The following is a 23,206-nucleotide window of genomic DNA, read 5'->3' as shown; positions in this document are numbered from 1 at the left end:
TTATTACTACATTTTCCCTTGAGTGATGCCTTGAAAAAAGGTATTTGTAGCTTAACTTGATAAAAGAACAAACATCATGCCTTCGATTACGGTTGAACCGTGCACCTTTGCCTTGTTCGGCGCCCTCGGCGATCTGGCCCTGCGCAAGCTGTTTCCTGCCCTTTATCAACTCGACGGTGCGGGCCTGCTGCACGAGGACACGCGCATCATCGCGCTGGCCCGTGAACCCGGCAGCGAGCACGAGCACTTGGCATTCATTGCCGCCGAGCTGCGCCGCTATGTCGGTGCCAAAGAGCTGGACGAAGCCGTGGTCGAGCGTTTCCTCACGCGCCTGAGCTATTTGCACGTCGATTTCCTCAAGTCCGAAGACTATGTGGCGCTGGCCGAAGCCGCGGGCAGCGCGCAACGGGTCATCGCCTATTTCGCCACGCCCGCAGCGGTTTACGGTGCGATCTGCGAGAACCTGGCCAAGGTTGGCCTGGCGGAAAACACCCGCGTGGTGCTGGAAAAACCCATCGGTTCGGACCTTGAGTCCTCGCGCAAGGTCAACGATGCCGTGGCGCAGTTCTTCCCGGAGAACCGCACGTATCGCATCGACCACTACCTGGGCAAGGAAACCGTCCAGAACCTGATCGCCCTGCGTTTCGCCAACAGCCTGTTCGAAACCCAGTGGAACCAGCACTACATCTCCCACGTGGAAATCACCGTGGCCGAGAAGGTTGGCATCGAAGGCCGCTGGGGCTACTTCGACAAGGCTGGCCAGCTGCGGGACATGATTCAGAACCATCTGCTGCAACTGCTTTGCCTGATCGCCATGGACCCGCCGGCCGACCTGTCCGCCGACAGCATTCGCGACGAGAAAGTCAAAGTCCTCAAGGCGCTGGCGCCGATCAGCCCGGAAGGCCTGACCACCCAAGTGGTGCGCGGTCAATACATCGCCGGCCACAGTGAAGGCAAGTCGGTACCGGGTTACCTGGAAGAACCGAACTCCAACACCCAGAGCGACACCGAAACCTTCGTCGCCCTGCGTGCCGATATCCGCAACTGGCGCTGGGCGGGCGTGCCGTTTTACCTGCGCACCGGCAAGCGCATGCCGCAGAAACTGTCGCAGATCGTCATCCACTTCAAGGAACCGTCGCATTACATCTTCGCTCCCGAGCAGCGCCTGCAAATCAGCAACAAGCTGATTATCCGCCTGCAACCGGACGAAGGCATTTCCTTGCGTGTGATGACCAAGGATCAAGGCCTGGACAAGGGCATGCAGCTGCGTAGCGGTCCCTTGCAGCTGAATTTTTCCGACACCTGGCGCAGTGCACGGATTCCCGATGCCTACGAACGGTTGTTGCTGGAAGTGATGCGCGGCAATCAGAACTTGTTTGTCCGTAAAGATGAAATCGAAGCCGCGTGGAAGTGGTGTGACCAGTTGATCGCCGGATGGAAAAAATCCGGTGATGCCCCCAAGCCGTACGCGGCCGGGTCCTGGGGACCGATGAGCTCCATTGCTCTGATCACGCGGGACGGGAGGTCGTGGTATGGCGATATCTGATTTGAAACTGCCTGAGGGCGTCAGCGCCCATGCGTTCAAGAGCCCCGTGCTCCTGGCCGAAGGCCTGGCACTGAACGTGGCCAAACACCTGAGTGAGGCGATCGAGACCCAAGGCACCGCGACCTTGGTGGTGTCCGGCGGCCGCAGTCCGGTGGCGTTTTTCCAGCACCTGGCCAAGCAGGCGCTGGACTGGTCGAACGTGGTGATCAGCCTGGCTGACGAGCGCTGGGTACCGGTGGAACACGCCGACAGCAATGCTGGTCTGCTCAAGAAATATCTGTTGCAAGGCCCCGCGGCCAAGGCGCAATTCCTGAGCCTGTACAGCGCCACCGCCAACCTGGAACAGGCAGCAGAACAAGCCGACCGGTTACTCGCCGAATTGCCGGCGATCGATGTGCTGGTGCTGGGCATGGGGGACGACGGCCACACCGCGTCGTTGTTCCCGGGCAGCCCGAACCTTGCCGAAGCCCTCCAGGCTGACGGCAGCCGTCGCTGCTACCCGATGCTGGCGCCGACCGTGCCGCATCAGCGCCTGACCATGAGCCGTGCGCTGCTGGCCTCGGCCAAACACAAAATTCTGTCGATTTCCGGTCAGTCCAAGCTGACCACCCTCGATACCGCACTGGCCGGTGACGATGTCGCCGCGCTGCCGATTCGCGCGTTTCTGCAACCCACGTTAGAGATTTACTGGTGCCCATGAGCCAAGGAACAGCCGCTATGAAAAACCCATCCCCGACCGTTTCCATGGCGGATAAAGTTGCCCTGATCGACAGCCTCTGCGCCAAGGCGCGGATCCTGCCGGTGATTACCATTGCCCGCGAGCAGGACGTCCTGCCGCTGGCCGATGCCCTCGCTGCGGGTGGCCTGACCGCCCTGGAAGTGACCCTGCGTTCGCAGTTCGGCCTCAAGGCCATCCAGATCCTGCGTGAGCAGCGTCCGGAGTTGGTGACCGGTGCCGGCACCGTGCTCGATCGACACATGCTGGCCGCCGCTGAAGCGGCGGGTTCGCAGTTCATCGTCACACCTGGCATCACTCGTGATTTGCTGGAAGCCAGCGTCGAGAGCCCGATCCCGCTGTTGCCGGGCATCAGCAACGCCTCGGGCATCATGGAAGGCTACGGCCTGGGTTATCGCCGCTTCAAGCTGTTCCCGGCGGAAGTCAGCGGCGGCGTCGCGGCCATCAAGGCCCTGGGCGGACCGTTCGGCGAGGTTAAATTCTGCCCGACCGGCGGCGTAGGACCGGCCAACATCAAGAGCTACATGGCGCTGAAAAACGTCATGTGCGTGGGCGGTAGCTGGATGCTTGATCCGCAGTGGATCAAGAACGGCGACTGGGCCCGCATTCAGGAATGCACCGCCGAGGCCTTGGCGCTGCTGGACTGATCAGCTTTACCTGACACTTCGTTGTGTGTTCTACGGCTTTACGGTGCGCTTGGTCGGTGCACCGTTTTTTTTTGCCTGGAAGAAGACCGGTGGGATATCTGTGGGAGCGAGCCTGCTCGCGAAAGCGATCTGACAGTCAGCATCTTCATTGGATATGAATCCGTCTTCGCGAGCAGGCTCGCTCCCACACGTCAGCGCAGCTCCGTCAGCGCCGTGACCAATCGTTTCATATGGTCGGCGGTGGTGGTCAGCCCCGGTGTAATCCGGATGCACGGGCCACACGCCGCGCCCGTACGCACCACGGTGAACAGGTTGTAGTCGTTGAGCAGCCGCTTGACCATCGCCTGTTGATCGGACTGGGCGGTAAAGCGCATCGACGTGATGGCGCAATACAGTCGTGGGTCATCCGGGGTCAGGACTTCAATGCCGGGTAATTCGCGCACCGCACGAACCCAGAGGTTACGCAGGTAGTTGAGGCGCGAACCCTTGGCCGCGGAACCGCCCATCGCGTGGTGTTCCTCGATGACCAGCGGCAAGGTCAGCAAGGCCGGGATGTTCGGTGTGCTGTAGGGCGTGCGGGCACGAATGTCGGTCAGCGCAAAGTGCATTTCGCCCATGTCCGGGTCGATGTCGGCCAGGCGTTCGGGGGCGATGTAGAGGAAGCCGAGGGTCAACGGCGCACCGATCCACTTGTGCAGGTTGTAGGCCGCGAAGTCGATGCCCAGTTCATCGAGGTTGAACTCCAATTGACCCAGCGCATGGGCGCCATCAAGGATCACGTCGATACCCTGCTCCTTTGCGGCAGCAGCAATGGCCTGTACCGGCATGACCAGTCCGGTGCGGTGGGTGACATGGGTCAGGGCCATCAGCTTGAGCCGCGGGTAGCGCGCAAAGGTATCCCGGTAGGTGGCGATCAAGCTGTCGAAGCTGGCGGGGTGCCGGTGTTCGATCTCGATGACTTCGACACCGCGATGTTTTGCCAACCAGCGCATGGCGCCCTTGACGGTGTCGTACTCCAGATCGCAAATCAGCACCTGGTCACCCGGCTGCAAGCGATTGTAGTTGCGGATCAGCGACTGCAAACCCTGCGTAGCGTTGCTGGTGAGCGCGACGGCCTCGGCGGGCACTCCGATCAGATTGGCCACCTTCGCCTGGATTTTGATGCTTTCGCCCTGTTCGAAACGCTGGCGCACATGAACCGAGTTGCCGCGATTGATCAGTTCTATATTGCGCTGATACTCCTCGACCACCGTGCGCGACATGCGTCCGAAATAACCGTTTTCCAGGTTGATCGGGCCGGGTTGCAGATCGTAGCGATCGGCAAAGGTTCGCCAGAAGGCTTCATCACGGGCGCGGCGGGTGTTGTCGGGCATGGGCTACTCGATCAGGGGCGGGAAGAGTGAATCAGTGGCGAGGGGCAGGTTTGCCATGTTTGGCGCGCAGCGGTTCGAGCAACTCCGACAAGCCGTTGTGATCGATTTCCTGCATCAGCGCCAGCAGGCCACCCAATTCGCCATGGGGGAAACCTTCCCGGGCGAACCAATTCAGGTAGGGACCCGGCAGGTCCGCAATGATCCGGCCTTTGTACTTGCCGAAGGGCATTTCGCGGGTTATCAGCAGTTCGAGCTTTTCAGGGTTCATCACTGGAGTCGTCTTGATTCAATGAGTCGGAAAAATACAGGCATTCTGCATGCAGGCCAATTGACAGATCATGCAAAAAAAACGGATACAGATTTTCAGGTTTGATCTAACTGTATGAAAAATAACGGTTAATTGATTGGTTCGAAGCTGGCATGCAGGCTGCACTACTTAATGCATCTTTCATCAACCGCAAGGAATTGAAAAATGACCGACATGAATAAAGAAGCGATTTCTGTACTCAACGACCTGATTGAAACCAGCAAGGACGGTCAGGAAGGGTTCAAGACTTGCGCTGAAGACATTAAACACCCTGAACTCAAAACCCTGTTCGTGCAACGTTCGGCCGATTGCGCAGCCGCTGCTGCGGAATTGCAAAGTGCCGTGCGCTCGATGGGGGGCGATCCGGAAACCTCCACCAGTGTCAGCGGCGATTTGCACCGTCGTTGGGTCGACGTAAAGTCAATGTTCACCGGCAAGGACGAAGAGGCTGTGCTGAACGAAGCCGAGCGCGGTGAAGACCATGCGCTGAAGGCTTATCGTGAAGCGATGGAAAAAATCAACAAACACAACCTGGTGGGCATTCGTGACATCGTTGAACGTCAGTATCACGGCGTGCAACGTAACCATGATCAGGTCAAAGCCCTGCGTAACCAGGCGCGCGCACGTTCTTAAGCGCGATGGGTAACCCCTGTAGGAAATCCCATGTGGGAGCGAGCAGGCTCGCTCCCACATTTCTTTGTGCTGTGAATCAGCCGATGCTGATTTCCGGCAGTTCGGTCAAGGTCACCGATTGCTGTTTGCGCGGCGCCAGGATTTCCGCTTCGCCATCGACCACCAGCTCATCGCGCTGGTTGAACACCCGTGTGGCAATGCGCACACGGAACTTGGGCAGTTTTTCCAGGATTTCCAGGCGCACCGTCAGGGTGTCGCCGATTTTCACCGGCTTCTGAAAGCTCATCTGCTGTCCGATGTAGATAGTGCCCGGGCCAGGCAACTCGCAGGCCACCGCGGCGCTGATCAACGCACCGCTGAACATGCCGTGGGCGATACGTTCCTTGAACATGGTGCTGGCGGCGTATTCAGCGTCCAGGTGCACCGGGTTGTGGTCGCCCGACATCGCGGCGAACAACTGAATGTCGCGCTCTTCGACCGTCTTGCTGAAGCTGGCGGTCTGGCCGATTTCGAGGGCTTCGTAAGGGGTGTTGGTAACCTGGGTCATCGGTCTGAATTCCTGTGACGAGTAAAAAGATTCACAAAAAACTATTCGGTTCGGTGTGGCCGGGGATTGTTCAGGGTCTGGTGGATCCAGGCCAGCACATCGGCGGTCACTTCATCGCGGTTGGTTTCGTTGAACAGTTCGTGCCGCGCCTGCGGATAAATGGTCAGTTGCAGGCTCTGGTTGCCAGCCTCGCGCAAGGCGCCGGCCAGATCTTTCAGACGCTTGCCTTCGCTCACCGGATCACATTCACCGCCGATCACCAGCAACGGCAGGCCCGGATCGATCTGGGCGAGATTGGACGCTTTGCTGATTTGCTGCAACCCGCCAAGCAAATCGATCCACAGTTGATTGGTGCACCGAAAGCCGCAGAGCGGGTCGTTGGCGTACAGGTCGACCTCCGCCGGGTCGCGGCTGAGCCAGTCGAATGGGGTGCGCACTGGTTTGAATTTTTTGTTGAATGAGCCGAACGACAGCCATTCGATCAGCGCGCTGCGACCCTTGGGGCCCTGGCGCAGGCGTTCGAAACGGGCGATCTGGCGTGCCGCGCGATAAAGCGCCACGGGCTGGAAGTTCGAGCCGCTGAGAATCGCGCCATGCAGGCTGGCGCTGTGATGCAAGAGGTACGCTTGGGCGATGTAGCTGCCCATGCTGTGGCCCAGCAGCACAATCGGCACCCCGGGATGTTCCTGGCCGATGTGTTGGTTGAGGCACGCCAGGTCACCCACCACTTTGACCCAACCGTCGTTGTCGGCGAAATGTCCGAGCGTCCCGTTTTCGGCAGTTTTGCCATGTCCACGCATGTCCGGGGCGTACACGCCATAGCCTTGATCACAGAGTTTTTCCGCCAGACGCGCGTAGCGACCGCTGTGTTCCGCCATGCCGTGAGCCAGCAGGATCACGGCCTTGAGACTGCCAGTGGGCAGCCACTGATTGACGAAGAGTCGGCTGCGGTCGCTGGTGGTCAGCCAGAACGTATCGTGGATCATCGCGATTCCTTTGCTGGGGCATGGGGCATGGAGCTTGCGGCTTGCAGCTTAAAGCTTGCAGCTCAAGTTTATAGCGCATCCTTCGCCGGCCGTCTGATCAGGCCGTGCCGCGGCAGCAAGATTCACACAATCTATGACACCCGCGCGCATATTTGCCTGATTCACCATAACTGCTAGTGTCCGAGAAGCTCCGCTTTTCCGCTTTCCGAGAAATGAACGAGAAATGACAGAAAAGCGGCCCCGGATAGGCTCAGGTAAAGAGGACAAGAACAATGCAACCTGATTTCTGGAATGACAAGCGCCCGGCCGGCGTGCCACTGGACATTGACGTCGCTGAGTACAAGTCGGTCATCGAGGTGTTCGAGCGTTCCTGCAAGAAGTTTGCTGATCGCCCGGCGTTCAGCAACATGGGTGTCACCCTGACCTACGCCGAACTGGAACGCTACAGCGCAGCGTTCGCCGGCTACTTGCAAGCCCACACCGACCTGGTGCCGGGGGATCGCATCGCGGTCCAGATGCCCAACGTCCTGCAATACCCGATCGCCGTGTTCGGCGCCTTGCGTGCCGGGCTGATCGTGGTCAACACCAACCCGCTGTACACCGCGCGGGAGATGCGTCATCAGTTCAAGGATTCCGGCGCGCGGGCGCTGGTGTACCTGAACATGTTCGGGCAAAAGGTCCAGGAAGTGCTGGCCGACACCGATATCCAGTACCTGATCGAAGCGAAAATGGGTGACATGATGCCCGCCGCCAAGGGCTGGCTGGTCAATACCCTGGTGAGCAAGGTCAAGAAAATGGTCCCGGCCTATACCTTGCCCCAGGCCATTTCCTTCAAAAGCGCCTTGCACCAGGGCAAAGGGAAGGGCATCAAACCACTGAATGCCGGCCTCAACGACATCGCTGTGCTGCAATACACCGGCGGCACCACCGGCCTGGCCAAGGGCGCAATGCTGACCCACGGCAATCTGGTGGCCAACATGCAACAGGCGCGGGCCTGCCTCAGTCAGTTTGCCCGCGACGGCCAGCCGCTGTTGCGTGAAGGCCAAGAGGTGATGATCGCGCCGTTGCCGCTGTACCACATCTATGCGTTCACCGCGAACTGCATGTGCATGATGGTGACCGGTAACCACAACGTATTGATCACCAATCCGCGAGACATCGCCGGCTTTATCAAGGAGCTGAAAAACTGGCGTTTCTCGGCGCTGCTGGGATTAAACACGCTGTTCGTGGCGTTGATGGACCACCCGGACTTCAAGACCCTGGATTTCTCCAGCCTCAAGCTCACCAACTCCGGCGGTACCGCGCTGGTCAAGGCCACGGCCGAGCGTTGGGAGCAGTTGACCGGTTGCCGCATCACCGAAGGCTACGGCCTGACCGAAACCTCGCCGGTGGCGTGTACCAACCCGTATGGCGACCAATCGCGCATCGGCACGGTCGGCCTGCCGGTGCCGGGTACCACGCTCAAGATCATCAACGATGAAGGCGTCGAACAGCCGCTGGGCGAGCGTGGCGAGCTGTGCATCAAAGGCCCGCAGATCATGAAGGGCTACTGGCAGAAACCCGAGGCGACCAACGAGGTGCTGGATGCCGAAGGCTGGTTCAAGTCCGGTGACATCGCGGTGATCGACCCGGACGGTTTCGTGCGCATCGTCGATCGCAAGAAAGACATGATCATCGTCTCGGGTTTCAACGTGTACCCGAACGAGATCGAGGACGTGGTGATGGCGCACCCGAAAGTGGCCAACTGCGCGGTCATCGGTGTACCGGACGAACGTTCAGGCGAGGCGGTGAAGTTGTTCGTGGTTGCCCGCGAAGCGGGTGTCAGCCTTGAAGAGTTGAAGGCCTACTGCAAGGAAAACTTCACGGCGTACAAAGTGCCCAAGCACATTGTCTTGCGTGAGTCGTTGCCGATGACACCGGTAGGCAAGATTCTGCGGCGGGAGTTGCGCGATATCGCGTAAGCGGTCAATGACCGTGCTTCGCGCGGATCGCGAGCAGGCTCGCTCCCACAAGGTTCTCGGTGATCCTGTGGGAGCGAGCCTGCTCGCGATTTTTTTTGCAGAACGCCCCGGATTTCGTGGCTTTCAGCGACATATAGGTTTTTTGCTCTAAAATGACCGCTTGCTATTCTTGAGTCATAAATGTGACCGTAGAGGCCGCTTTTGGCTCTAGTCGACCCTATTCAAAGCTGCTACTCTCGGCGCGCTTTGTGACTTCTCGGCCTAGTAAAAAGCCAGACTCACCTATAGACAAACACCAATAATAATCGCATCAAATGCGGTGCTGAATTCGCGTTGCTGAGGAGTGGGCTTCCATGATCGAAGACTTTTGGAAGGATAAGTACCCAGCTGGAATTGCTGCCGACATCAATCCAGACGAGTACCCGAATATTCAGGCAGTGTTGAAGCAATCCTGCCAACGCTTCGCCAACAAACCGGCATTCAGCAACCTGGGCAAGACAATCACCTACGGTGAACTGTACGAATTGTCCGGTGCCTTTGCCGCCTACCTGCAACAGCATACCGATTTGCAGCCGGGCGATCGAATCGCCGTGCAGCTGCCCAACGTGTTGCAGTACCCGGTTGCCGTCTTCGGGGCCATCCGCGCCGGGCTGATCGTGGTCAACACCAACCCGCTATACACCGCGCGGGAAATGGAACACCAGTTCAACGACTCCGGTGCCAAGGCCCTGGTCTGCCTGGCCAACATGGCACACCTGGCCGAAGCCGTCGTGCCGAAAACCGGGGTCAAGCACGTCATTGTTACTGAAGTCGCCGATCTATTGCCGCCGCTCAAGCGTCTGCTGATCAACAGCGTGATCAAGTACGTGAAGAAGATGGTGCCGGCGTACCACTTGCCAAAAGCCATCAAGTTCAACGACGTGTTGAGCAAGGGCCACGGCCAGCCAGTGACCGAGGCCAGCCCGGCCAGCAGCGATGTCGCGGTGCTGCAATACACCGGTGGCACCACCGGCGTGGCCAAGGGCGCGATGCTGACCCATCGCAACCTGGTGGCGAACATGTTGCAGTGCAAGGCGCTGATGGGCTCCAACCTCAATGAAGGCTGCGAGATCCTGATCACGCCGCTGCCGCTGTACCACATCTATGCCTTCACCTTTCATTGCATGGCGATGATGCTGATCGGCAACCACAACATCCTGATCAGCAACCCGCGCGATTTGCCGGCGATGGTCAAGGAACTGTCGAAGTGGAAGTTCAGCGGTTTTGTCGGCCTCAATACCTTGTTCGTGGCCCTGTGCAACAACGAAGGTTTCCGCAAGCTGGATTTCTCTGCGCTGAAAGTCACCCTGTCCGGTGGCATGGCCCTGCAACTGGCGGCCGCCGAACGCTGGAAAGCAGTCACCGGTTGCGCCATCTGCGAAGGTTACGGTATGACCGAAACCAGCCCGGTGGCCACGGTGAACCCGATCCAGAAGATCCAAATCGGCACCATCGGCATTCCGGTGCCGTCGACCCTGTGCAAAATCATCAATGATGCCGGTGTTGAACAGCCGATGGGCGAAATCGGTGAGCTGTGTGTGAAGGGGCCGCAGGTGATGAAGGGCTACTGGCAGCGCCAGGAGGCCACCGATGAAATCCTCGACAGCGAAGGCTGGTTGAAGACCGGCGACATCGCGCTGATTCAGCCCGATGGCTACATGCGCATTGTCGATCGCAAGAAAGACATGATCCTGGTTTCCGGTTTCAACGTGTACCCGAACGAGCTGGAAGACGTACTGGCGATCTTGCCGGGCGTGTTGCAATGCGCAGCCATCGGCGTGCCGGACGAGAAGTCGGGCGAAGCGATCAAGATATTCATCGTCGCCAAACCGGGCGTGAACCTGACCAAGGAACAAGTGATGGAGCACATGCGTGCGAACGTCACCGGTTACAAGGTTCCTAAAGCCGTTGAGTTTCGCGATGCGCTGCCGACCACCAACGTCGGCAAGATCCTGCGTCGGGAACTGCGCGATGAAGAGCTGAAGAAGATCAACGCGAAGAAAACCGCCGCGTAATCAAACAAGAAGCCCCGCAGATGCGGGGCTTCTTGCTTTTGGCCAGATAAATGTTTGGTGCCTGTCAGGACGCCTTCGCGAACAAGCCCGCTCCCACAGGGGAACGCGTTTTTCTGACATGCCTCGGTCAAAACTGTGAGAGCGGGCTTGCTCGCGAAGCTCTTGGCTTTTGCTTTTATTGGCGGAACGGCGCGAAATTGACGTTGGTGCCCGCCGGGCGCATGTCCTGCAGCCAGGAGTCCTTGTCGGCGCTCAGTTCCAGGCTCAGGGCCGCCTTGCGTTTGCCCTGGTTACGCACCACAAGGCCTTCGAGTTTCTCGCGCAGGAACACCGTCGGCACTTTCAGGTGCAGCAGTTCGTCGGTATCCGGGGTGTGCATCAGCAGGTGAATCCACTCGTACTGACCAATGGCCAGGCGCGCCACCGGGATGTCGAACCACCAGATGTTGCGATTGCGGTTCAATTCGGTGAAATGGCAGTTATTGACGCCAAGCACAGCACCGCCGAGTTCCTGATTTCTGCGGGCAATGGCCTGCTTTTTATCGAGTTTCATAACATTCCTACGGGATTGGATCTTCAGCGCCAGGGCCTGAATACGTTGCGCATTCTCGGGGGTTGCCGGGCAAACATAAAGCCCAACCTGCATTGAACGATGAAATGTCGTCGGGAAAATAAATGAAACTCCCTGCAAACGCCCTCGGTCAACCTTGTGTAACGACTTCTCTCATTGATTTGTTCTCAGGAGAAACACCATGGGCAGCACTGGCGATAAAGTAAAAGGCATGGCCAACGAAGCGGCCGGCAACGTCAAACAAGGCGTTGGCAAGGCCACTAACAACCCGAATCTGCAAGCTGAAGGCAAGGCTCAGGAAAGGAAAGGCGAGGCCCAGCAGGCAATCGGTAAAGCCAAGGACGCGATCAAAAAAGGTGTCGACAAAGCGTGATACGGCCTTTGATGAGCGACAGAAACGGCCATCCACGGATGGCCGTTTTTGTGTCAGCCTGAACTTGAACGACGAAATTGTTTCAAAGTCGCCAGGTAGGCTACTTTGATGAATGAAAACGGCCCCTGAGTCGCCACGATCTCAACCCAATCCTGTATGCGGCGAATGGAGACGCGAATGATTTTCCCGGACATGAGAGGCCTGCCCCTGCACCGTGTGATGATGCGCACGGTCACCGAGTTCGTCGACGACGAGATGTCGACCTATGCCTCGGCGCTGGCCTATCAAATGCTGTTTTCGCTGTTTCCCTTCATTCTGTTCCTGATTGCCCTGATCGGTTTCCTGCATCTGCCGGACTTCTTTTCCTGGTTGCGCCTGCAATCGGAACTGGTATTGCCGCCCCAGGCGCTGGAGCAGGTGAACCCGGTCATCGATCAGCTCCAGCAATCCAAGGGTGGCCTGCTGTCGGTGGGTATTGTGATTGCCTTGTGGACCGCGTCGGCCGGTGTACGCTTGATGATGAGCGCGATGAATGCAGCCTACGATGTGGTCGAAGGCCGGCCGGCATGGAAGCGTTTTCCGCTGTCGATTATCTACACCGTCGGCATCGCCGGCATGCTGCTGATTGCCGCCGCGCTGATGGTGCTCGGGCCGCAAGTGATGAGCTGGATCGCATCGCAGGTCGGTCTTGAATACTTCATTGTCACGCTGTGGAACATTGTGCGCTGGCCGGCGATCGTGATCCTGCTGATGGTTGCCGTGGCACTGATCTATTACGTCATGCCCGACGTCAAACAAGAGTTTCGCTTTATTACCCCAGGTTCTGTGCTGTCAGTGGTGGTATGGATCATCGCGTCCCTGGGCTTCGGCTTGTACGTCAAGGAATTCGCCAACTACAACGCCATGTATGGCAGTATCGGTGCGATCATCGTGCTGTTGCTGTACTTCTATATTTCCGCCGCGGTGCTGCTGCTGGGTGCCGAGATGAACGCGGTGATCGAGCACATGTCGCGCGAAGGCAAGGACCCTGGCGAGAAGGTTCCCGGCGAGCACGGTCCCGTTCATGAGGAAAAACACCACGTGTCGGGACTGGGCCGCGATCATTCAAAACCCAAACCGACCATTGACGAAACCTGACCATGATCCGTGAAATTCTGAAAATGGGTGATGAACGCCTGCTGCGCATTGCCCCTCCAGTGCCGGCCGACATGTTCGACAGCCCCGAGCTGTGGCAACTGATCGACGACATGTTCCAGACCATGGAAAGCGTCGGCGGGGTTGGCCTGGCCGCGCCGCAGATCGGCGTTGACCTGCAGCTGGTGATCTTCGGGTTCGAGCACAGCGAACGATACCCGGACGCCGAAGCCGTGCCGCAGACGATCCTCATCAACCCGCTGATCACGCCGCTGAGCCCGATCATGGAAGAAGGGTTCGAAGGGTGCCTGTCGGTACCGGGGTTGCGTGGCGCGGTGGATCGCTATCAACACATCCGCTACGAAGGTTTCGATCCCAAGGGCGAGCCCATTGTGCGCATCGCCTCCGGGTTCCATGCGCGGGTGGTGCAACATGAATGCGATCACCTGATCGGCCGCCTGTACCCCTCACGCATCACCGACTTCAGCAAGTTCGGGTTCACCGAAGTGATGTTCCCGGATCTTGATCCGAATGCGGATGATTGAGTTCACCATTGGACTAATGTGGGAGCGGGCTTGCTCGCCAAAGCGGTGTGTCAGTCAACATAGATGTTGAATGTGCAGCCGCTTTGGCGAGCAAGCCCGCTCCCACAGGTTCTGTGTAGTTTTCAGTCAATCACTGGGTTGGCTTTGGGTTCCAGGCCCATCGCAATCATCGGTTTGCTGCGGGCGTAACGGCTCAAACGCTCGACCATGGCGTAGGGCATCGCCGGATCGAAGGTAAAGCCGCGGCGCTCATAAAACCCGCGCAAGTCGGGATGGCAGAACAACCACACCGGCAGCTCGAGATCCTTCACCGCTTCAGCAATCAATGCGCCGGCGACACCCTGGTCACGGCAGGCCGGATCGACAAACAAACCCGTCAGCCAATGCCCGCCGGATACCGGACGCAAGCAAAGCGCCGCGATGATCGCGTCACGCCGTGCGACCCACAGCCGTGCGTCGCGAACCGCTTTCATCGACGATTGGTGGGCGCGATAGAACTTGTTCATCAATGGCCATAGCGGCTCATCGAGTCGGGCGTAATGGGTGCTGTGCATGGGACTAAACTGTTGGAGGGGCAAGTGCGCGATTATAAAAGAACGCGCGCGTCAGGATAGGTGTATACCTGTTCTCACCCCCTCGTGAGTGGAGTACGCATCATGTCTAAAGGTATGGAATCAAAAAAAGAGCTGAAGAAAAAACCGGCGAAAACCGCCATTGAAAAACGTGCCGACAAGAAGGCCAAAAAACTGAACGTGTTTGGGCATTGAGCCTGATGATGCACCTCTGTAGGAGCTGTCGCAGGCTGCGATCTTTTGATCTTGCTTTGCTGCAATCATGAAAAGATCGCAGCCTGCGGCAGCTCCTACATAAATAATCTGCAAGAAATTCCGGCGTCGTTGCACAGAAGGGGATTGGTCCCCGATCCGAGCAACGCCATGCCCCATTACTTCGATACCGCCCACCGAGAAGAAATCGAAACCCTGCGCCAACGCCTGACCGCCCGTACCGAGTGGCCGACCTGGTTGCTGTTGACCGGTGTGTACAGCGCCTGGTTCGCCATCGTTCTGAACAGCCATTCGTTGGGTCTGTGGTGGAGCACGTTGTTGCTGATTCCCATGGTGGTGCTCTGGTTGTCGGTGCAGCACGAACTGTTGCACGGTCATCCGACGCGCTGGCCGGCGTTGAACAAAGTCCTGGGTTATGCACCGTTCGCCGTGTGGTATCCCTACACCCTGTATCGCGACAGCCACCTGCTGCATCACCGCGACGAAGACCTGACCATCCCCGGACGCGATCCGGAAAGCCGTTACCTGAGTGCCGAGCGCTGGCAGCGCAGTTCGCTGTTCGAGCAGGGCCTGCACTGGCTGAACAAAACCGCGCTCGGCCGCTTCGCCCTCGGTGCGCCGCTGGCCTTGTTGGGGTTGGCCGGGCAAGAATTGCAACGACTCAAGACCGGTGAGCGCCAGGCCTGGTTGATGTGGCTCAGCCATGGCGCGTTGACCCTGCTGATGCTGTTGTTCATCGCACGCTACAGCGCATTGCCGGTGTGGCACTACCTGTTGCTGGTCAGTGTGCCGGCGCTGTCGATCGCAATGATCCGTTCCTACTATGAACACCGCCCGCATGCGCTACCTGAGCAACGCACCGTGCTCAACGAGGCAGCGTGGCCCTGGCGCTGGCTGTTCCTTAACCTCAACCTGCACCTGGTGCATCACGATTTGCCGGGGTTGCCCTGGTACGACTTGCCCCGGGCCTATCGCACGCGTCGCGAGCAATGGCTGGCCCGCAGTGGCGGGTTCCTGGTGCGGGGGTATGGGCAGTTGTGGCGGGAGAATGGGGTGAGGGCGATTGACAGTCCGCGGCATCCGTTTCACTGATGTCTGCCCACCACTGAACCCTGTGGGAGCGGGCTTGCTCGCGAAAGCGGCGTGTCAGTCGTCATCCAGGTTGCCTGACACACCGCCTTCGCGAGCAAGCCCGCTCCCACATTTGATCTTCGTTGTATGGAATTTTTCTGATGACTCAGCACCTCGCCGAATTACTCATGTACGTCGCCCCCGATCCGATCCGCCAGGCCAACGAGCGCTGGTTGGCGCGTATCCTCGAGCGACTGGGTGCTACCCGCCGCAACGCCGAGGACCTGCCGTTGATGGACCTCTGGCTGTCGCCGCACTTATTTCTGACCCAAACCTGCGGCTATCCGCTGATGACGGCGTTGCGCGGCCAGGTCCGGGTGCTCGGCCGACCTCGCTATGAACTGCCGGACAGCAGCGGCGGCAACCATTGCAGCCTGCTGCTGAGTCGCGCGGACAATCCACGGCGAACCTTGCCGGACTTTCTTGGCTGTCGTGGCGTGATCAACGGCGAAGACTCCAACAGCGGCATGAACCTGCTGCGTCATCGACTGGCACCGTTGCAGCGGGACGGGCAGTTTTTTGAGCGGGTTGGTATCAGCGGCAGCCATCGCGACAGTTTGCGCTGGTTGCGCGAAGATTCGGCTGATCTGGCGGCCATCGACAGCGTGACCTACGCCTATCTGGCTCGGTACGCCGCAGAAGAGGTTGTCGGTTTGCGGGTGGTAGCTCGCAGTGCTATCAGTCCGACCTTGCCGTATATCACTGCGGCGAGTGTGAGTGAGGAGCAGGCTGAAGAGATTCGGGGGGTGATGAATCAGAGCTTAAGCGAGCTGCCGGATGTGTCGGAGGTCCTTGGTTTGCGGGAGGTATTGCCGGCCAGTGAAAGCGACTATCAGATCATTCTCGACTATCAACAGGAGGCCGAGTCCTTGGGGTTCGGAGGCCTTCGTTGACTGAAGACCATTCGCGGGCAAGCCACGCTCCCACAGGTGATGTGTCAATCACATAATTATTGATCGACACATCACCTGTGGAAGCGTGGCTTGCCCGCGATAGCAATCGACCAGACTCTACAAATTTATATTTCAAAAAAGAATATAAAAATGAATTTTAAATATTATTAAAGAATAAGGCTCCTTGCTAGGATCGCGTCACCGGACGACCGGACATTCAGCGACCCCTAACCTTTGGAGCCTCTATGTCCGGCACCGACCTTTCCCATTGCAACGACGTGGGCGGATTGTTCCGCGCCCATTACCCCTGGCTTTGCGCGCGCTTGCGCCAATACCTGGGAACCGCTGCCAGTGCCGAAGACATCGCCGCCGAAACCTTCGTGCAGTTGCTCGAAGCACCGCAGCCGGTGTCGATCCGCGAACCTCGCGCCTTGCTGACCACCATTGCCCGCCGCTTGATTTATCAACTGTGGCGACGACGCGATCTGGAACGCCGACATTTGGATCAACTGCAGCAGGCTGATCAATCTTCAACCGCTTCGCCCGAAGAGCTGGCGCAACTGACCCAGGCGCTGCATGGCCTAGATCGCACGTTGGCGCGTCTGCCCGGCAAGGTCAGGGCGACCTTTCTGTTGTCGCGGGTCGACGGCCTGACTTACCCGCAAATCGCCGCCGAGCTGGGCATTTCCCTGCGTTCGGTCAGCGCCTACATGACCCGCTCCGAGGCCTTGTGTGCCCGGCACAGCGCCAATCAATTGCTCACTCTCCACCCACAGAACAAGAGGTCCGCATGAGATCGATCAAAACCCTGCTCGGCAGTTCGCTGCTGGCCCTGAGCCTGATAGCCAACCAGGCAACGGCGGCGGAAAAAACCACGCCCATCCACTTCGGTGACCTCACTTGGGAGAGCGGGAATCTCATCACCGAGATCCTGCGGCTGATCGTCGAGAAAGGTTACGGCTATCCGACGGACACCTTGCCGGGCAGCACCGTCAGCCTCGAAGCGGCACTGGCCAGAAACGACATTCAAGTGATCGGTGAGGAGTGGGCGGGGCGCAGTCCGGCGTGGGTCAAGGCCGCCGCCGAAGGCAAGGTATTCGGCCTGGGCGACACGGTGAAGGGCGCTACCGAAGGCTGGTGGGTACCGGAATATGTGATCAAGGGCGACCCTGAGCGGGGCATCAAACCGCTGGCGCCGGAGCTGAAATCCGTGGCTGACCTGGCCAGGTACAAGGACGTGTTCCGCGACCCCGAAGACCCCAGCCGTGGGCGCTTCCTCAACAGCCCTACCGGCTGGACCTCGGAGATCGTCAACAGCCAGAAACTCAAGGCCTACGACCTGACGCAAAGCTTCGTCAACTTCCGCACCGGCTCCGGCGCGGCGCTGGATGCCGAGGTGGCATCGTCGATCCGTCGTGGCAAACCGGTGCTGTTCTACTACTGGTCGCCGACGCCGCTGCTGGGCCGTTTCAAACTGGTGAAACTCGACGAGCCGCCCTTCGACGCAGAAGCCTGGAAAACCCTGGCCGACGCCAACCACCCGAATCCCAAAGGCACCCGCTCGATGCCGGCCAGCCTGGCCATCGGTGTGTCCGCGCCGTTCAAGGCACAGTACCCGGACCTGGTGGCGTTCTTCGAAAAAGTCGATCTGCCGATCGATCTGCTGAACCAGACCCTGGGGCAGATGAGCGAAAAACGGCAGAAGCCCCGTGAGGTGGCCGAAGCGTTTTTGCGTGAGCAGCCGCAGGTGTGGAAGGGCTGGGTGCCGGGTGATGTGGCGAACAAGGTCACGGCAAGCTTGTGACCGTTTGCTCCAGGCTGAGGCGCCATAACACCGGTCGTCGGATCTGTTATTTCTGACAGTCGACAGATAATCGCGACACAATCGACTCTGTTCCCTGCATGCGCCTGATTTATTCAACGTTTACAGGGAGTGGAGTGTTTTCATGACTACTAAATGGTTCGTTGGAGTTGTGGCACTGTGTGTCGGCATCGGCGCACTGTTTTTTTCTGCAAGGAATGTGTCGGTCACGCGCATTCCCTACACGTTGTTTGAGCCCGACATGACGGCAGAGCAAAAAGCCGAGGTGCAGCGGCAGATGGATCGGCAGCTGCGGCGCAAAGCGGGGGGCAAACAAGTCAGTCCCACTCAAGTGGTCTATGCCGATGGTTCCATCGTGCTGACATTTGCGGTGCCCGGGGATGCGGGCTCATCCGATAGCACCTGTGATTACGGTTACTTTTGTGTCTGGAGCGACCCGGACTACGCGGGCACAAAACTGTCGCTGCTCAGCACGCCGAAAAGTCATGTCGTCAACCTGTCTGACTTTGGCATGAACGGGCAGGTCTCGTCCTGGCAGCATCACAACAAGGTCCACACCGTCAAAGTGTTTGGGGTGGATGGCCCTGATGCCAAAGGCAACGTGATGATGAGCAATCTCAAGGAAGTCGGGGTGGGCAAGGGTTGCTGCCCGTTCAGTATCCCCGAGCAGGTCAGTCCTACGGGCGCCTGGACTGAAATTTACGCTCAAAATCGACTGGTCGAACATAACGACCGAATGGTCAGCATTGCGCTTGGGCCTATGTTCTTCCTGTTTGCCCAGTAAAAAATCCCTCCACTGCAAGTCCGTGTCTTGTGACGCTGAACCGATTTTGTGCCGGATAGTGGCCGACTAGTGGCCTTGCGCGGCCCTGATGCGTGTCTATGCTGAGGCGTAACTAACTATGTCGGTCGCAATCTGATGCCAGGGATTGAGACCCATAGAGTGCGCAAGCCAAGGCACCGTCACGGGTTGACAGGGAGCGGTTCGATAAATGGAGTTTGCTAACGAGCATGTTAGGGCTGCCCGGCTCCGGGCTATCAAGAGATGGATGTCTTGATGAGGAAGTCGCACCAGGGACCCTCCGATTCAACATCAATTAATTACCTGACAAGTCCTTCCTTTTGGAGGGGCGCGCGTACCTGTTCCAAGGAACGTAGTGGTGAGTGTGAAAGATCCGTTGCTTTCATTTATCAAAAGACCGCGCTTAGGGTGATACGACCATGTTTAACCTGCATAACAAGGCTGACTTGCTGGAAATCGAACGCTTCAGTTGTGCACTGATCGAGGCCAATGCCAAGTTGGCCGCTGTCAGTAGTTCAATGGCGATGATTGAATTCACGCCCGATGGCATCGTGCTGGATGCCAACGAACATTTCTGCAGGGCCATGGGCTACAGCGTCGAAGAAGTGCGCGGCAAGCATCATCGGATATTTTGTGAAGAGGCGTTTTACCGCAGTGAGGAGTACGTCAGGTTGTGGCGCGATCTGGCGCGTGGCGAAGCGGTGAGCGGTACCTTTTTGCGCTTGAACAAGAGCGGCAGGGAAATCTGGCTCGAAGCCAGCTATATGCCGGTGTATGGCCCGGATCGTCAGGTGCGCAGCGTGATCAAGGTCGCCACGGACATCACCGACAGGGTCAACAAGGAACACGAAAACCAAAGCATGCTCGCGGCGATCGGTCGTTCCATGGCGGTGATCGAGTTCACCCCGGACGGCAAGGTGATCACGGCCAACGAAAACTTCCTCAAGACCATGCATTACTCCCTCAATGAAGTCATCGGTCAGCACCACAGCCTGTTCTGTCACCGTGCCGAAGCCGAGTCGTCGGCTTACAAGGCGTTCTGGGCGTCACTCAATCGTGGCGAATATCACTCGCACCGTTTCGAACGCAAAGACAAACACGGTCATACCGTTTTCCTGGAGGCCTCCTACAACCCGTTGTTCGACGCCAAGGGACGGCTATACAAAGTGGTGAAATTCGCCAGCGATATCACCAGCCAGATGACCACCCTGCAAACTGCCGCAGAATCGGCCCACAGTACGTCGGTGCAAAACGACGTCTGCGCGCGCAAAGGCTCCGAGGTGGTGCAGCAAACGGTGCAGATCATCCAGGACATTTCCAGGGACTTGAACGAAGCGGCGCTGAGCATCGATGCGGTGAGCAAGCAGTCCGACATCATCGGCACCATCGTGCAGACCATCCGTGGCATCGCCGATCAGACCAACCTGCTGGCGCTCAACGCCGCCATCGAGGCCGCCCGCGCCGGGGAGCATGGGCGCGGGTTTGCCGTGGTGGCCGATGAAGTGCGCAGCCTCGCCGCACGCACCAGCCAGGCGACGGTGGAGATTGTCGATGTGGTGCGCAAGAACCACGATTTATCCGTGAGTGCGGTGTCGAGTATGCAATCGAGCCTGAGTCGAACCGGGCTCGGAGTGGAGTTGGCGAACGAGGCGGGGGAGGTGATTCTGGAGATTCAGCAGGGCTCGCGGCATGTGGTGGATGCGATCAGCCAGTTCAACTCGACCTTGCAATTGAACTGACCGTCGCTCAGAACCTGTGGGAGCGGGCTCGCTCCCACAAGGGCTTTGTACTTTAGGGTTACAAGGTCACAGCGAAGCCAGGAATTTATCCACGACCTGAACCTTGTTCTGATCGCCTTCCTTTTGCTCTTTTTCGGCCTCCGCCATTTCTCGCTTGTCTTCCATGCGCTGGGCGATTTCTTCACCCACGGCTTTCTGTTTCTCCGGCGGCATCTGTTCAACTTCTTCCGCAGTCAGGCCCATCTCCTCCAGAATCGCATCGCGCATGCGCTGTTCCGGGGTTTTACTCATGTAGTCCTTGAATTCGGAAGTGGCCGAGCCCTCTTTGATCCGATCCTTGACGTCATCCGGCAGTGGCGCATTGACTGCTTGCAGGTTCACGCGGGTCTTGGCAAATGCCTCATCAACGTTGTCGCTGATCCGCGTGGCTTCGCTGACCTGTTGCGTGGCCTGCTGGGTCGCGGATTCCTGAACCTGGGAGCTGGTTTGCGCGGCTTGCGCCTGCACATTGTTTTGCAGGGCCTGGGCCATGGCACCCTGGAGTCCGGCGGCGGCTTCGGCGGTCGGATCTTCACCCGCACGTTTGGAAAGCGGAATGACGTGGTTTGTTATTGCACTGACCAACATGATGAATTGACCTTGTAGGTGGTTGTGGTGCAGTGCTTTGAGCAAATACTGTGCCTGCAAAGGTAAGTTATTAAAAATCAATGACTTACCATTTAATTAACAGGCGTTCAGCTGAAAGGAGGGCAAACGTTTGCCGACGAGCGGCAACGGTTGTAAGTCCCGCGTCGGTCAAGGCAAGCCATTGCAGCAATGCTTGAGAAAACCGGGTCGTGGCGCCAGGCGCTTGAAATAGTCATCAATGGCAGGGAAGTCTGGGCGGGTGAGGGGGGTCATCAGCCAGCGGTTGACGGACAGACCGATGACGATGTCGGCCAGGGAGAATTTGTCCCCGGCGACATACGCCTGGGTGGTCGAAAGTTGATGTTCGAGGATGCCCATTTTCTGGTTCCAGCCACGCACGCCGACTTCCAGGCGATGCGGGTCCTGGTACTCCGGATCCTTGCGCACCAGTGCCATGAACGCGTAGGTCCAGGACGAATTGAGATCAGTGGCCTGCCAATCCATCCACTGCTCCACCCGCGCGCGGGCGGCCGGTTCGGTGGGCAGCAGTTCGTTGTGATGATGGTGGTGTTTGCCGGCCAGGTAGCGGCAAATGGTGTTGGACTCCCAGAGCGGACCGTTCTCATCAATGATCACCGGCACCTGGGCGTTGGGATTGAACCTGAGAAATTCCGGGCTGTGGGTCGAGGCAAAGCCACTGCCCCAATCCTCGCGTTCGTAGGACAGGCCCAGCTCCTCGCAGGTCCACAAAACTTTGCGAACGTTGATCGAGGAGGCTTTGCCGAGAATCTTCAGTGCATGGTCCATGGGGCGACTCCATTGCGAATGGCATACATGCCTTTAATTGTAGGAGCTGCCGCAGGCTGCGATCTTTTGATCCTGTCGTTTGAGGAGCAAAGTCAAAAGATTGCACTTTGCGGCAGCACCTACGTACTTTCGCGCACCTTCAACTCAAACCCCATGTCCTGTACCGGCTTGGCCACGGTATTGCCGGCCATCAGTGTCAGCATCTGCTCTGCCGCGCGGCGGCCGATGGCTTCGCGCGGGGTGCTGATGCTGCTCAGACGCGGGACCATGTGGGCCGAGGCCGGCAGGTCGTTGAAGCCAAGAATGGCTACCTGCTCGGGGATCTTGATGCCGCAGCGCATGGCTTCGAGCAGCGCGCCCTGGGCCAGGTCGTCGTTACCGAAGAAGATCGCATCGACATCGGGATGACTGGCGATCATCTGCAAAAACAACTCGCCGCCCAGGCCGACCGAAGACGGGCGCGGGGTCAGCACTTCCAGCGCGGGGTCATACAGACCGGCCTTTTGCAAGGCTCGGCGGAAACCTTCACCCCGCAGCAGCGTACGCTGATCGAGTTGTGCGCCGATGTAGGCCAGGCGCTTGCGGCCACGGGACAGCAAATGTCCGGCCGCAGTTTCGCCGGCGGCCAGTTGTGAAAATCCGACGCAATTGAGGCCGGCGGCGCTGTCCAGCTCCATCATGTATACGCAGGGAATGTTGCTCGCTTCGATCATCCGTCGCGAACTTTCAGTGCGGTCGAAACCGGTGAGCAGCAAGCCACGGGGCTGATAGGCCATGTAGTTGCGCAGCAGGTTTTCTTCTTCGTCGCGGGAATAGTGGAAGTTGCCGATCAGCACTTCGAAGCCTTTTGGCCGCAGAACCTGATGAATGGCTTCCAGGGTGTCGATGAACAACAGGTTGGACAGCGACGGCACCAAAACCACCACCGAATGGCTCTGGGCCGAGGCCAGGGCGCGGGCCGCGGAGTTGACCACATAGTTGAGTTCAAGCGCCGCGTTCTGCACCTTTTCCACCAGTTCGGTGGCCACGGTGCTCACGCCGCGCAAGGCGCGGGACGCGGTGATCGGGCTGACACCGGCCAGGCGCGCGACTTCGTTGAGGGTAGGGCGGCCAGTGGTGCGGGTATTTTTATCGTTCTTGGTTGAAGTCATCGATGGCTTGCCAAACAAAATTCAAGGCACTAAGGT

The 23,206-nt window shown here is 58.5% G+C and carries 24 protein-coding genes and 1 pseudogene; 16 read left to right on the top strand and 9 right to left on the bottom strand.

The features are described 5' to 3' along the window. The first annotated feature begins 76 nt into the window (after window positions 1–76). The 3 genes from zwf to AC07ZE_RS23320 are packed head-to-tail and all read left to right on the top strand — an operon-like array spanning window position 77 to window position 2,929. Window positions 77–1,546, top strand: coding sequence for a glucose-6-phosphate dehydrogenase (zwf, locus tag AC07ZE_RS23330; protein WP_207266798.1), 1,470 nt, complete (start codon window positions 77–79; stop codon window positions 1,544–1,546). After that, window positions 1,533–2,246, top strand: a complete 714-nt coding sequence (gene pgl / locus AC07ZE_RS23325; protein WP_207266797.1) for a 6-phosphogluconolactonase — start codon at window positions 1,533–1,535, stop codon at window positions 2,244–2,246. The genes zwf and pgl overlap by 14 nt, the downstream gene beginning before the upstream one ends. Before the next feature lie 17 nt (window positions 2,247–2,263). Beyond that, complete coding sequence (locus tag AC07ZE_RS23320) at window positions 2,264–2,929, top strand: bifunctional 4-hydroxy-2-oxoglutarate aldolase/2-dehydro-3-deoxy-phosphogluconate aldolase (protein ID WP_207266796.1); 666 nt, start codon at window positions 2,264–2,266, stop codon at window positions 2,927–2,929. A 191-nt stretch (window positions 2,930–3,120) separates the two neighbouring features. On the opposite strand, the gene AC07ZE_RS23315 is transcribed toward AC07ZE_RS23320, so the two are convergent. Further along, window positions 3,121–4,302, bottom strand: coding sequence for an aminotransferase class V-fold PLP-dependent enzyme (locus tag AC07ZE_RS23315; protein WP_207266795.1), 1,182 nt, complete (start codon window positions 4,300–4,302; stop codon window positions 3,121–3,123). Between the two features lie 31 nt (window positions 4,303–4,333). After that, window positions 4,334–4,570, bottom strand: a complete 237-nt coding sequence (locus AC07ZE_RS23310; protein ID WP_003213031.1) for a DUF3820 family protein — start codon at window positions 4,568–4,570, stop codon at window positions 4,334–4,336. A gap of 204 nt (window positions 4,571–4,774) precedes the next feature. Here AC07ZE_RS23310 and AC07ZE_RS23305 point away from each other — a divergent pair, with 204 nt between their 5' ends. Beyond that, window positions 4,775–5,242: a ferritin-like domain-containing protein gene (locus tag AC07ZE_RS23305; protein ID WP_207266794.1), complete on the top strand. Its 468-nt coding sequence runs from the start codon at window positions 4,775–4,777 to the stop codon at window positions 5,240–5,242. Between the two features lie 76 nt (window positions 5,243–5,318). On the opposite strand, the gene AC07ZE_RS23300 is transcribed toward AC07ZE_RS23305, so the two are convergent. Together AC07ZE_RS23300 and AC07ZE_RS23295 are read right to left on the bottom strand one after the other, a co-directional pair. Continuing rightward, window positions 5,319–5,789 (bottom strand): MaoC family dehydratase, encoded by a 471-nt coding sequence (locus AC07ZE_RS23300; RefSeq protein ID WP_095193212.1) that lies wholly within the window; start codon window positions 5,787–5,789, stop codon window positions 5,319–5,321. A 41-nt stretch (window positions 5,790–5,830) separates the two neighbouring features. After that, window positions 5,831–6,775: an alpha/beta hydrolase gene (locus tag AC07ZE_RS23295; protein WP_207266793.1), complete on the bottom strand. Its 945-nt coding sequence runs from the start codon at window positions 6,773–6,775 to the stop codon at window positions 5,831–5,833. A 272-nt stretch (window positions 6,776–7,047) separates the two neighbouring features. Here AC07ZE_RS23295 and fadD2 point away from each other — a divergent pair, with 272 nt between their 5' ends. Next, window positions 7,048–8,736 (top strand): long-chain-fatty-acid--CoA ligase, encoded by a 1,689-nt coding sequence (gene fadD2 / locus AC07ZE_RS23290; RefSeq protein ID WP_207266792.1) that lies wholly within the window; start codon window positions 7,048–7,050, stop codon window positions 8,734–8,736. A 353-nt stretch (window positions 8,737–9,089) separates the two neighbouring features. Further along, on the top strand, window positions 9,090–10,790 hold the full coding sequence (gene fadD1 / locus AC07ZE_RS23285) for a long-chain fatty acid--CoA ligase (RefSeq protein WP_207266791.1): 1,701 nt from the start codon (window positions 9,090–9,092) through the stop codon (window positions 10,788–10,790). 175 nt (window positions 10,791–10,965) lie between these two features. Here fadD1 and AC07ZE_RS23280 read toward each other — a convergent pair whose 3' ends face one another. Beyond that, window positions 10,966–11,343 carry a hypothetical protein gene (locus AC07ZE_RS23280; protein WP_095193216.1) on the bottom strand — a complete coding sequence of 126 codons (378 nt, stop codon included), beginning with the start codon at window positions 11,341–11,343 and terminating at the stop codon, window positions 10,966–10,968. A gap of 199 nt (window positions 11,344–11,542) precedes the next feature. On the opposite strand from AC07ZE_RS23280, the gene AC07ZE_RS23275 reads away from it, so the two are divergent. The 3 genes from AC07ZE_RS23275 (at window position 11,543) to def (ending at window position 13,413) form a co-directional block, all read left to right on the top strand. Beyond that, the gene (locus AC07ZE_RS23275; RefSeq protein ID WP_095193217.1) at window positions 11,543–11,734 is read left to right on the top strand and encodes a CsbD family protein; all 192 of its coding nucleotides are present in this window, start codon (window positions 11,543–11,545) and stop codon (window positions 11,732–11,734) included. 177 nt (window positions 11,735–11,911) lie between these two features. After that, window positions 11,912–12,871: a YihY/virulence factor BrkB family protein gene (locus AC07ZE_RS23270; protein ID WP_207266790.1), complete on the top strand. Its 960-nt coding sequence runs from the start codon at window positions 11,912–11,914 to the stop codon at window positions 12,869–12,871. A gap of 2 nt (window positions 12,872–12,873) precedes the next feature. Next, complete coding sequence (gene def / locus AC07ZE_RS23265) at window positions 12,874–13,413, top strand: peptide deformylase (protein WP_207266789.1); 540 nt, start codon at window positions 12,874–12,876, stop codon at window positions 13,411–13,413. Window positions 13,414–13,535: 122 nt separating this feature from the next. On the opposite strand, the gene AC07ZE_RS23260 is transcribed toward def, so the two are convergent. After that, window positions 13,536–13,967, bottom strand: a complete 432-nt coding sequence (locus tag AC07ZE_RS23260; protein ID WP_207266788.1) for a GNAT family N-acetyltransferase — start codon at window positions 13,965–13,967, stop codon at window positions 13,536–13,538. Window positions 13,968–14,348: 381 nt separating this feature from the next. Here AC07ZE_RS23260 and AC07ZE_RS23255 point away from each other — a divergent pair, with 381 nt between their 5' ends. From AC07ZE_RS23255 to AC07ZE_RS23225, 7 genes and pseudogenes are all read left to right on the top strand, one after another. Then, window positions 14,349–15,290 (top strand): fatty acid desaturase, encoded by a 942-nt coding sequence (locus AC07ZE_RS23255; protein WP_207266787.1) that lies wholly within the window; start codon window positions 14,349–14,351, stop codon window positions 15,288–15,290. Window positions 15,291–15,430: 140 nt separating this feature from the next. Beyond that, window positions 15,431–16,222 carry a phosphate/phosphite/phosphonate ABC transporter substrate-binding protein gene (locus AC07ZE_RS23250; RefSeq protein WP_207266786.1) on the top strand — a complete coding sequence of 264 codons (792 nt, stop codon included), beginning with the start codon at window positions 15,431–15,433 and terminating at the stop codon, window positions 16,220–16,222. A gap of 245 nt (window positions 16,223–16,467) precedes the next feature. Beyond that, the gene (locus AC07ZE_RS23245) at window positions 16,468–17,016 is read left to right on the top strand and encodes a sigma-70 family RNA polymerase sigma factor (protein ID WP_207266785.1); all 549 of its coding nucleotides are present in this window, start codon (window positions 16,468–16,470) and stop codon (window positions 17,014–17,016) included. Next, window positions 17,013–18,026 (top strand): ABC transporter substrate-binding protein, encoded by a 1,014-nt coding sequence (locus AC07ZE_RS23240; RefSeq protein WP_207266784.1) that lies wholly within the window; start codon window positions 17,013–17,015, stop codon window positions 18,024–18,026. The genes AC07ZE_RS23245 and AC07ZE_RS23240 overlap by 4 nt, the downstream gene beginning before the upstream one ends. Before the next feature lie 142 nt (window positions 18,027–18,168). Further along, entirely contained in the window at window positions 18,169–18,828 is a 660-nt protein-coding gene (locus AC07ZE_RS23235; protein ID WP_207266783.1) for a peptidase inhibitor family I36 protein, read from the top strand. A 437-nt stretch (window positions 18,829–19,265) separates the two neighbouring features. Next, window positions 19,266–20,039, top strand: a pseudogene (locus AC07ZE_RS23230) (PAS domain-containing protein); the annotation flags it as partial. Between the two features lie 6 nt (window positions 20,040–20,045). Next, window positions 20,046–20,585 (top strand): methyl-accepting chemotaxis protein, encoded by a 540-nt coding sequence (locus tag AC07ZE_RS23225; protein ID WP_404940899.1) that lies wholly within the window; start codon window positions 20,046–20,048, stop codon window positions 20,583–20,585. Window positions 20,586–20,651: 66 nt separating this feature from the next. Here AC07ZE_RS23225 and AC07ZE_RS23220 read toward each other — a convergent pair whose 3' ends face one another. From AC07ZE_RS23220 to gntR, 3 genes are all read right to left on the bottom strand, one after another. Next, window positions 20,652–21,212 carry a hypothetical protein gene (locus AC07ZE_RS23220; protein WP_207266781.1) on the bottom strand — a complete coding sequence of 187 codons (561 nt, stop codon included), beginning with the start codon at window positions 21,210–21,212 and terminating at the stop codon, window positions 20,652–20,654. A gap of 168 nt (window positions 21,213–21,380) precedes the next feature. Then, window positions 21,381–22,019: a glutathione S-transferase family protein gene (locus AC07ZE_RS23215; protein ID WP_207266780.1), complete on the bottom strand. Its 639-nt coding sequence runs from the start codon at window positions 22,017–22,019 to the stop codon at window positions 21,381–21,383. A 119-nt stretch (window positions 22,020–22,138) separates the two neighbouring features. Next, entirely contained in the window at window positions 22,139–23,170 is a 1,032-nt protein-coding gene (gene gntR / locus AC07ZE_RS23210) for an HTH-type transcriptional regulator GntR (RefSeq protein ID WP_095193229.1), read from the bottom strand. Window positions 23,171–23,206: the final 36 nt, after the last annotated feature.

The sequence above is a fragment of the Pseudomonas sp. GW101-3H06 genome, from assembly GCF_059424605.1.
The sequence above is the reverse complement of the archived record's forward strand: the minus strand, read 5'-3'. Positions and strand labels throughout refer to the sequence as shown.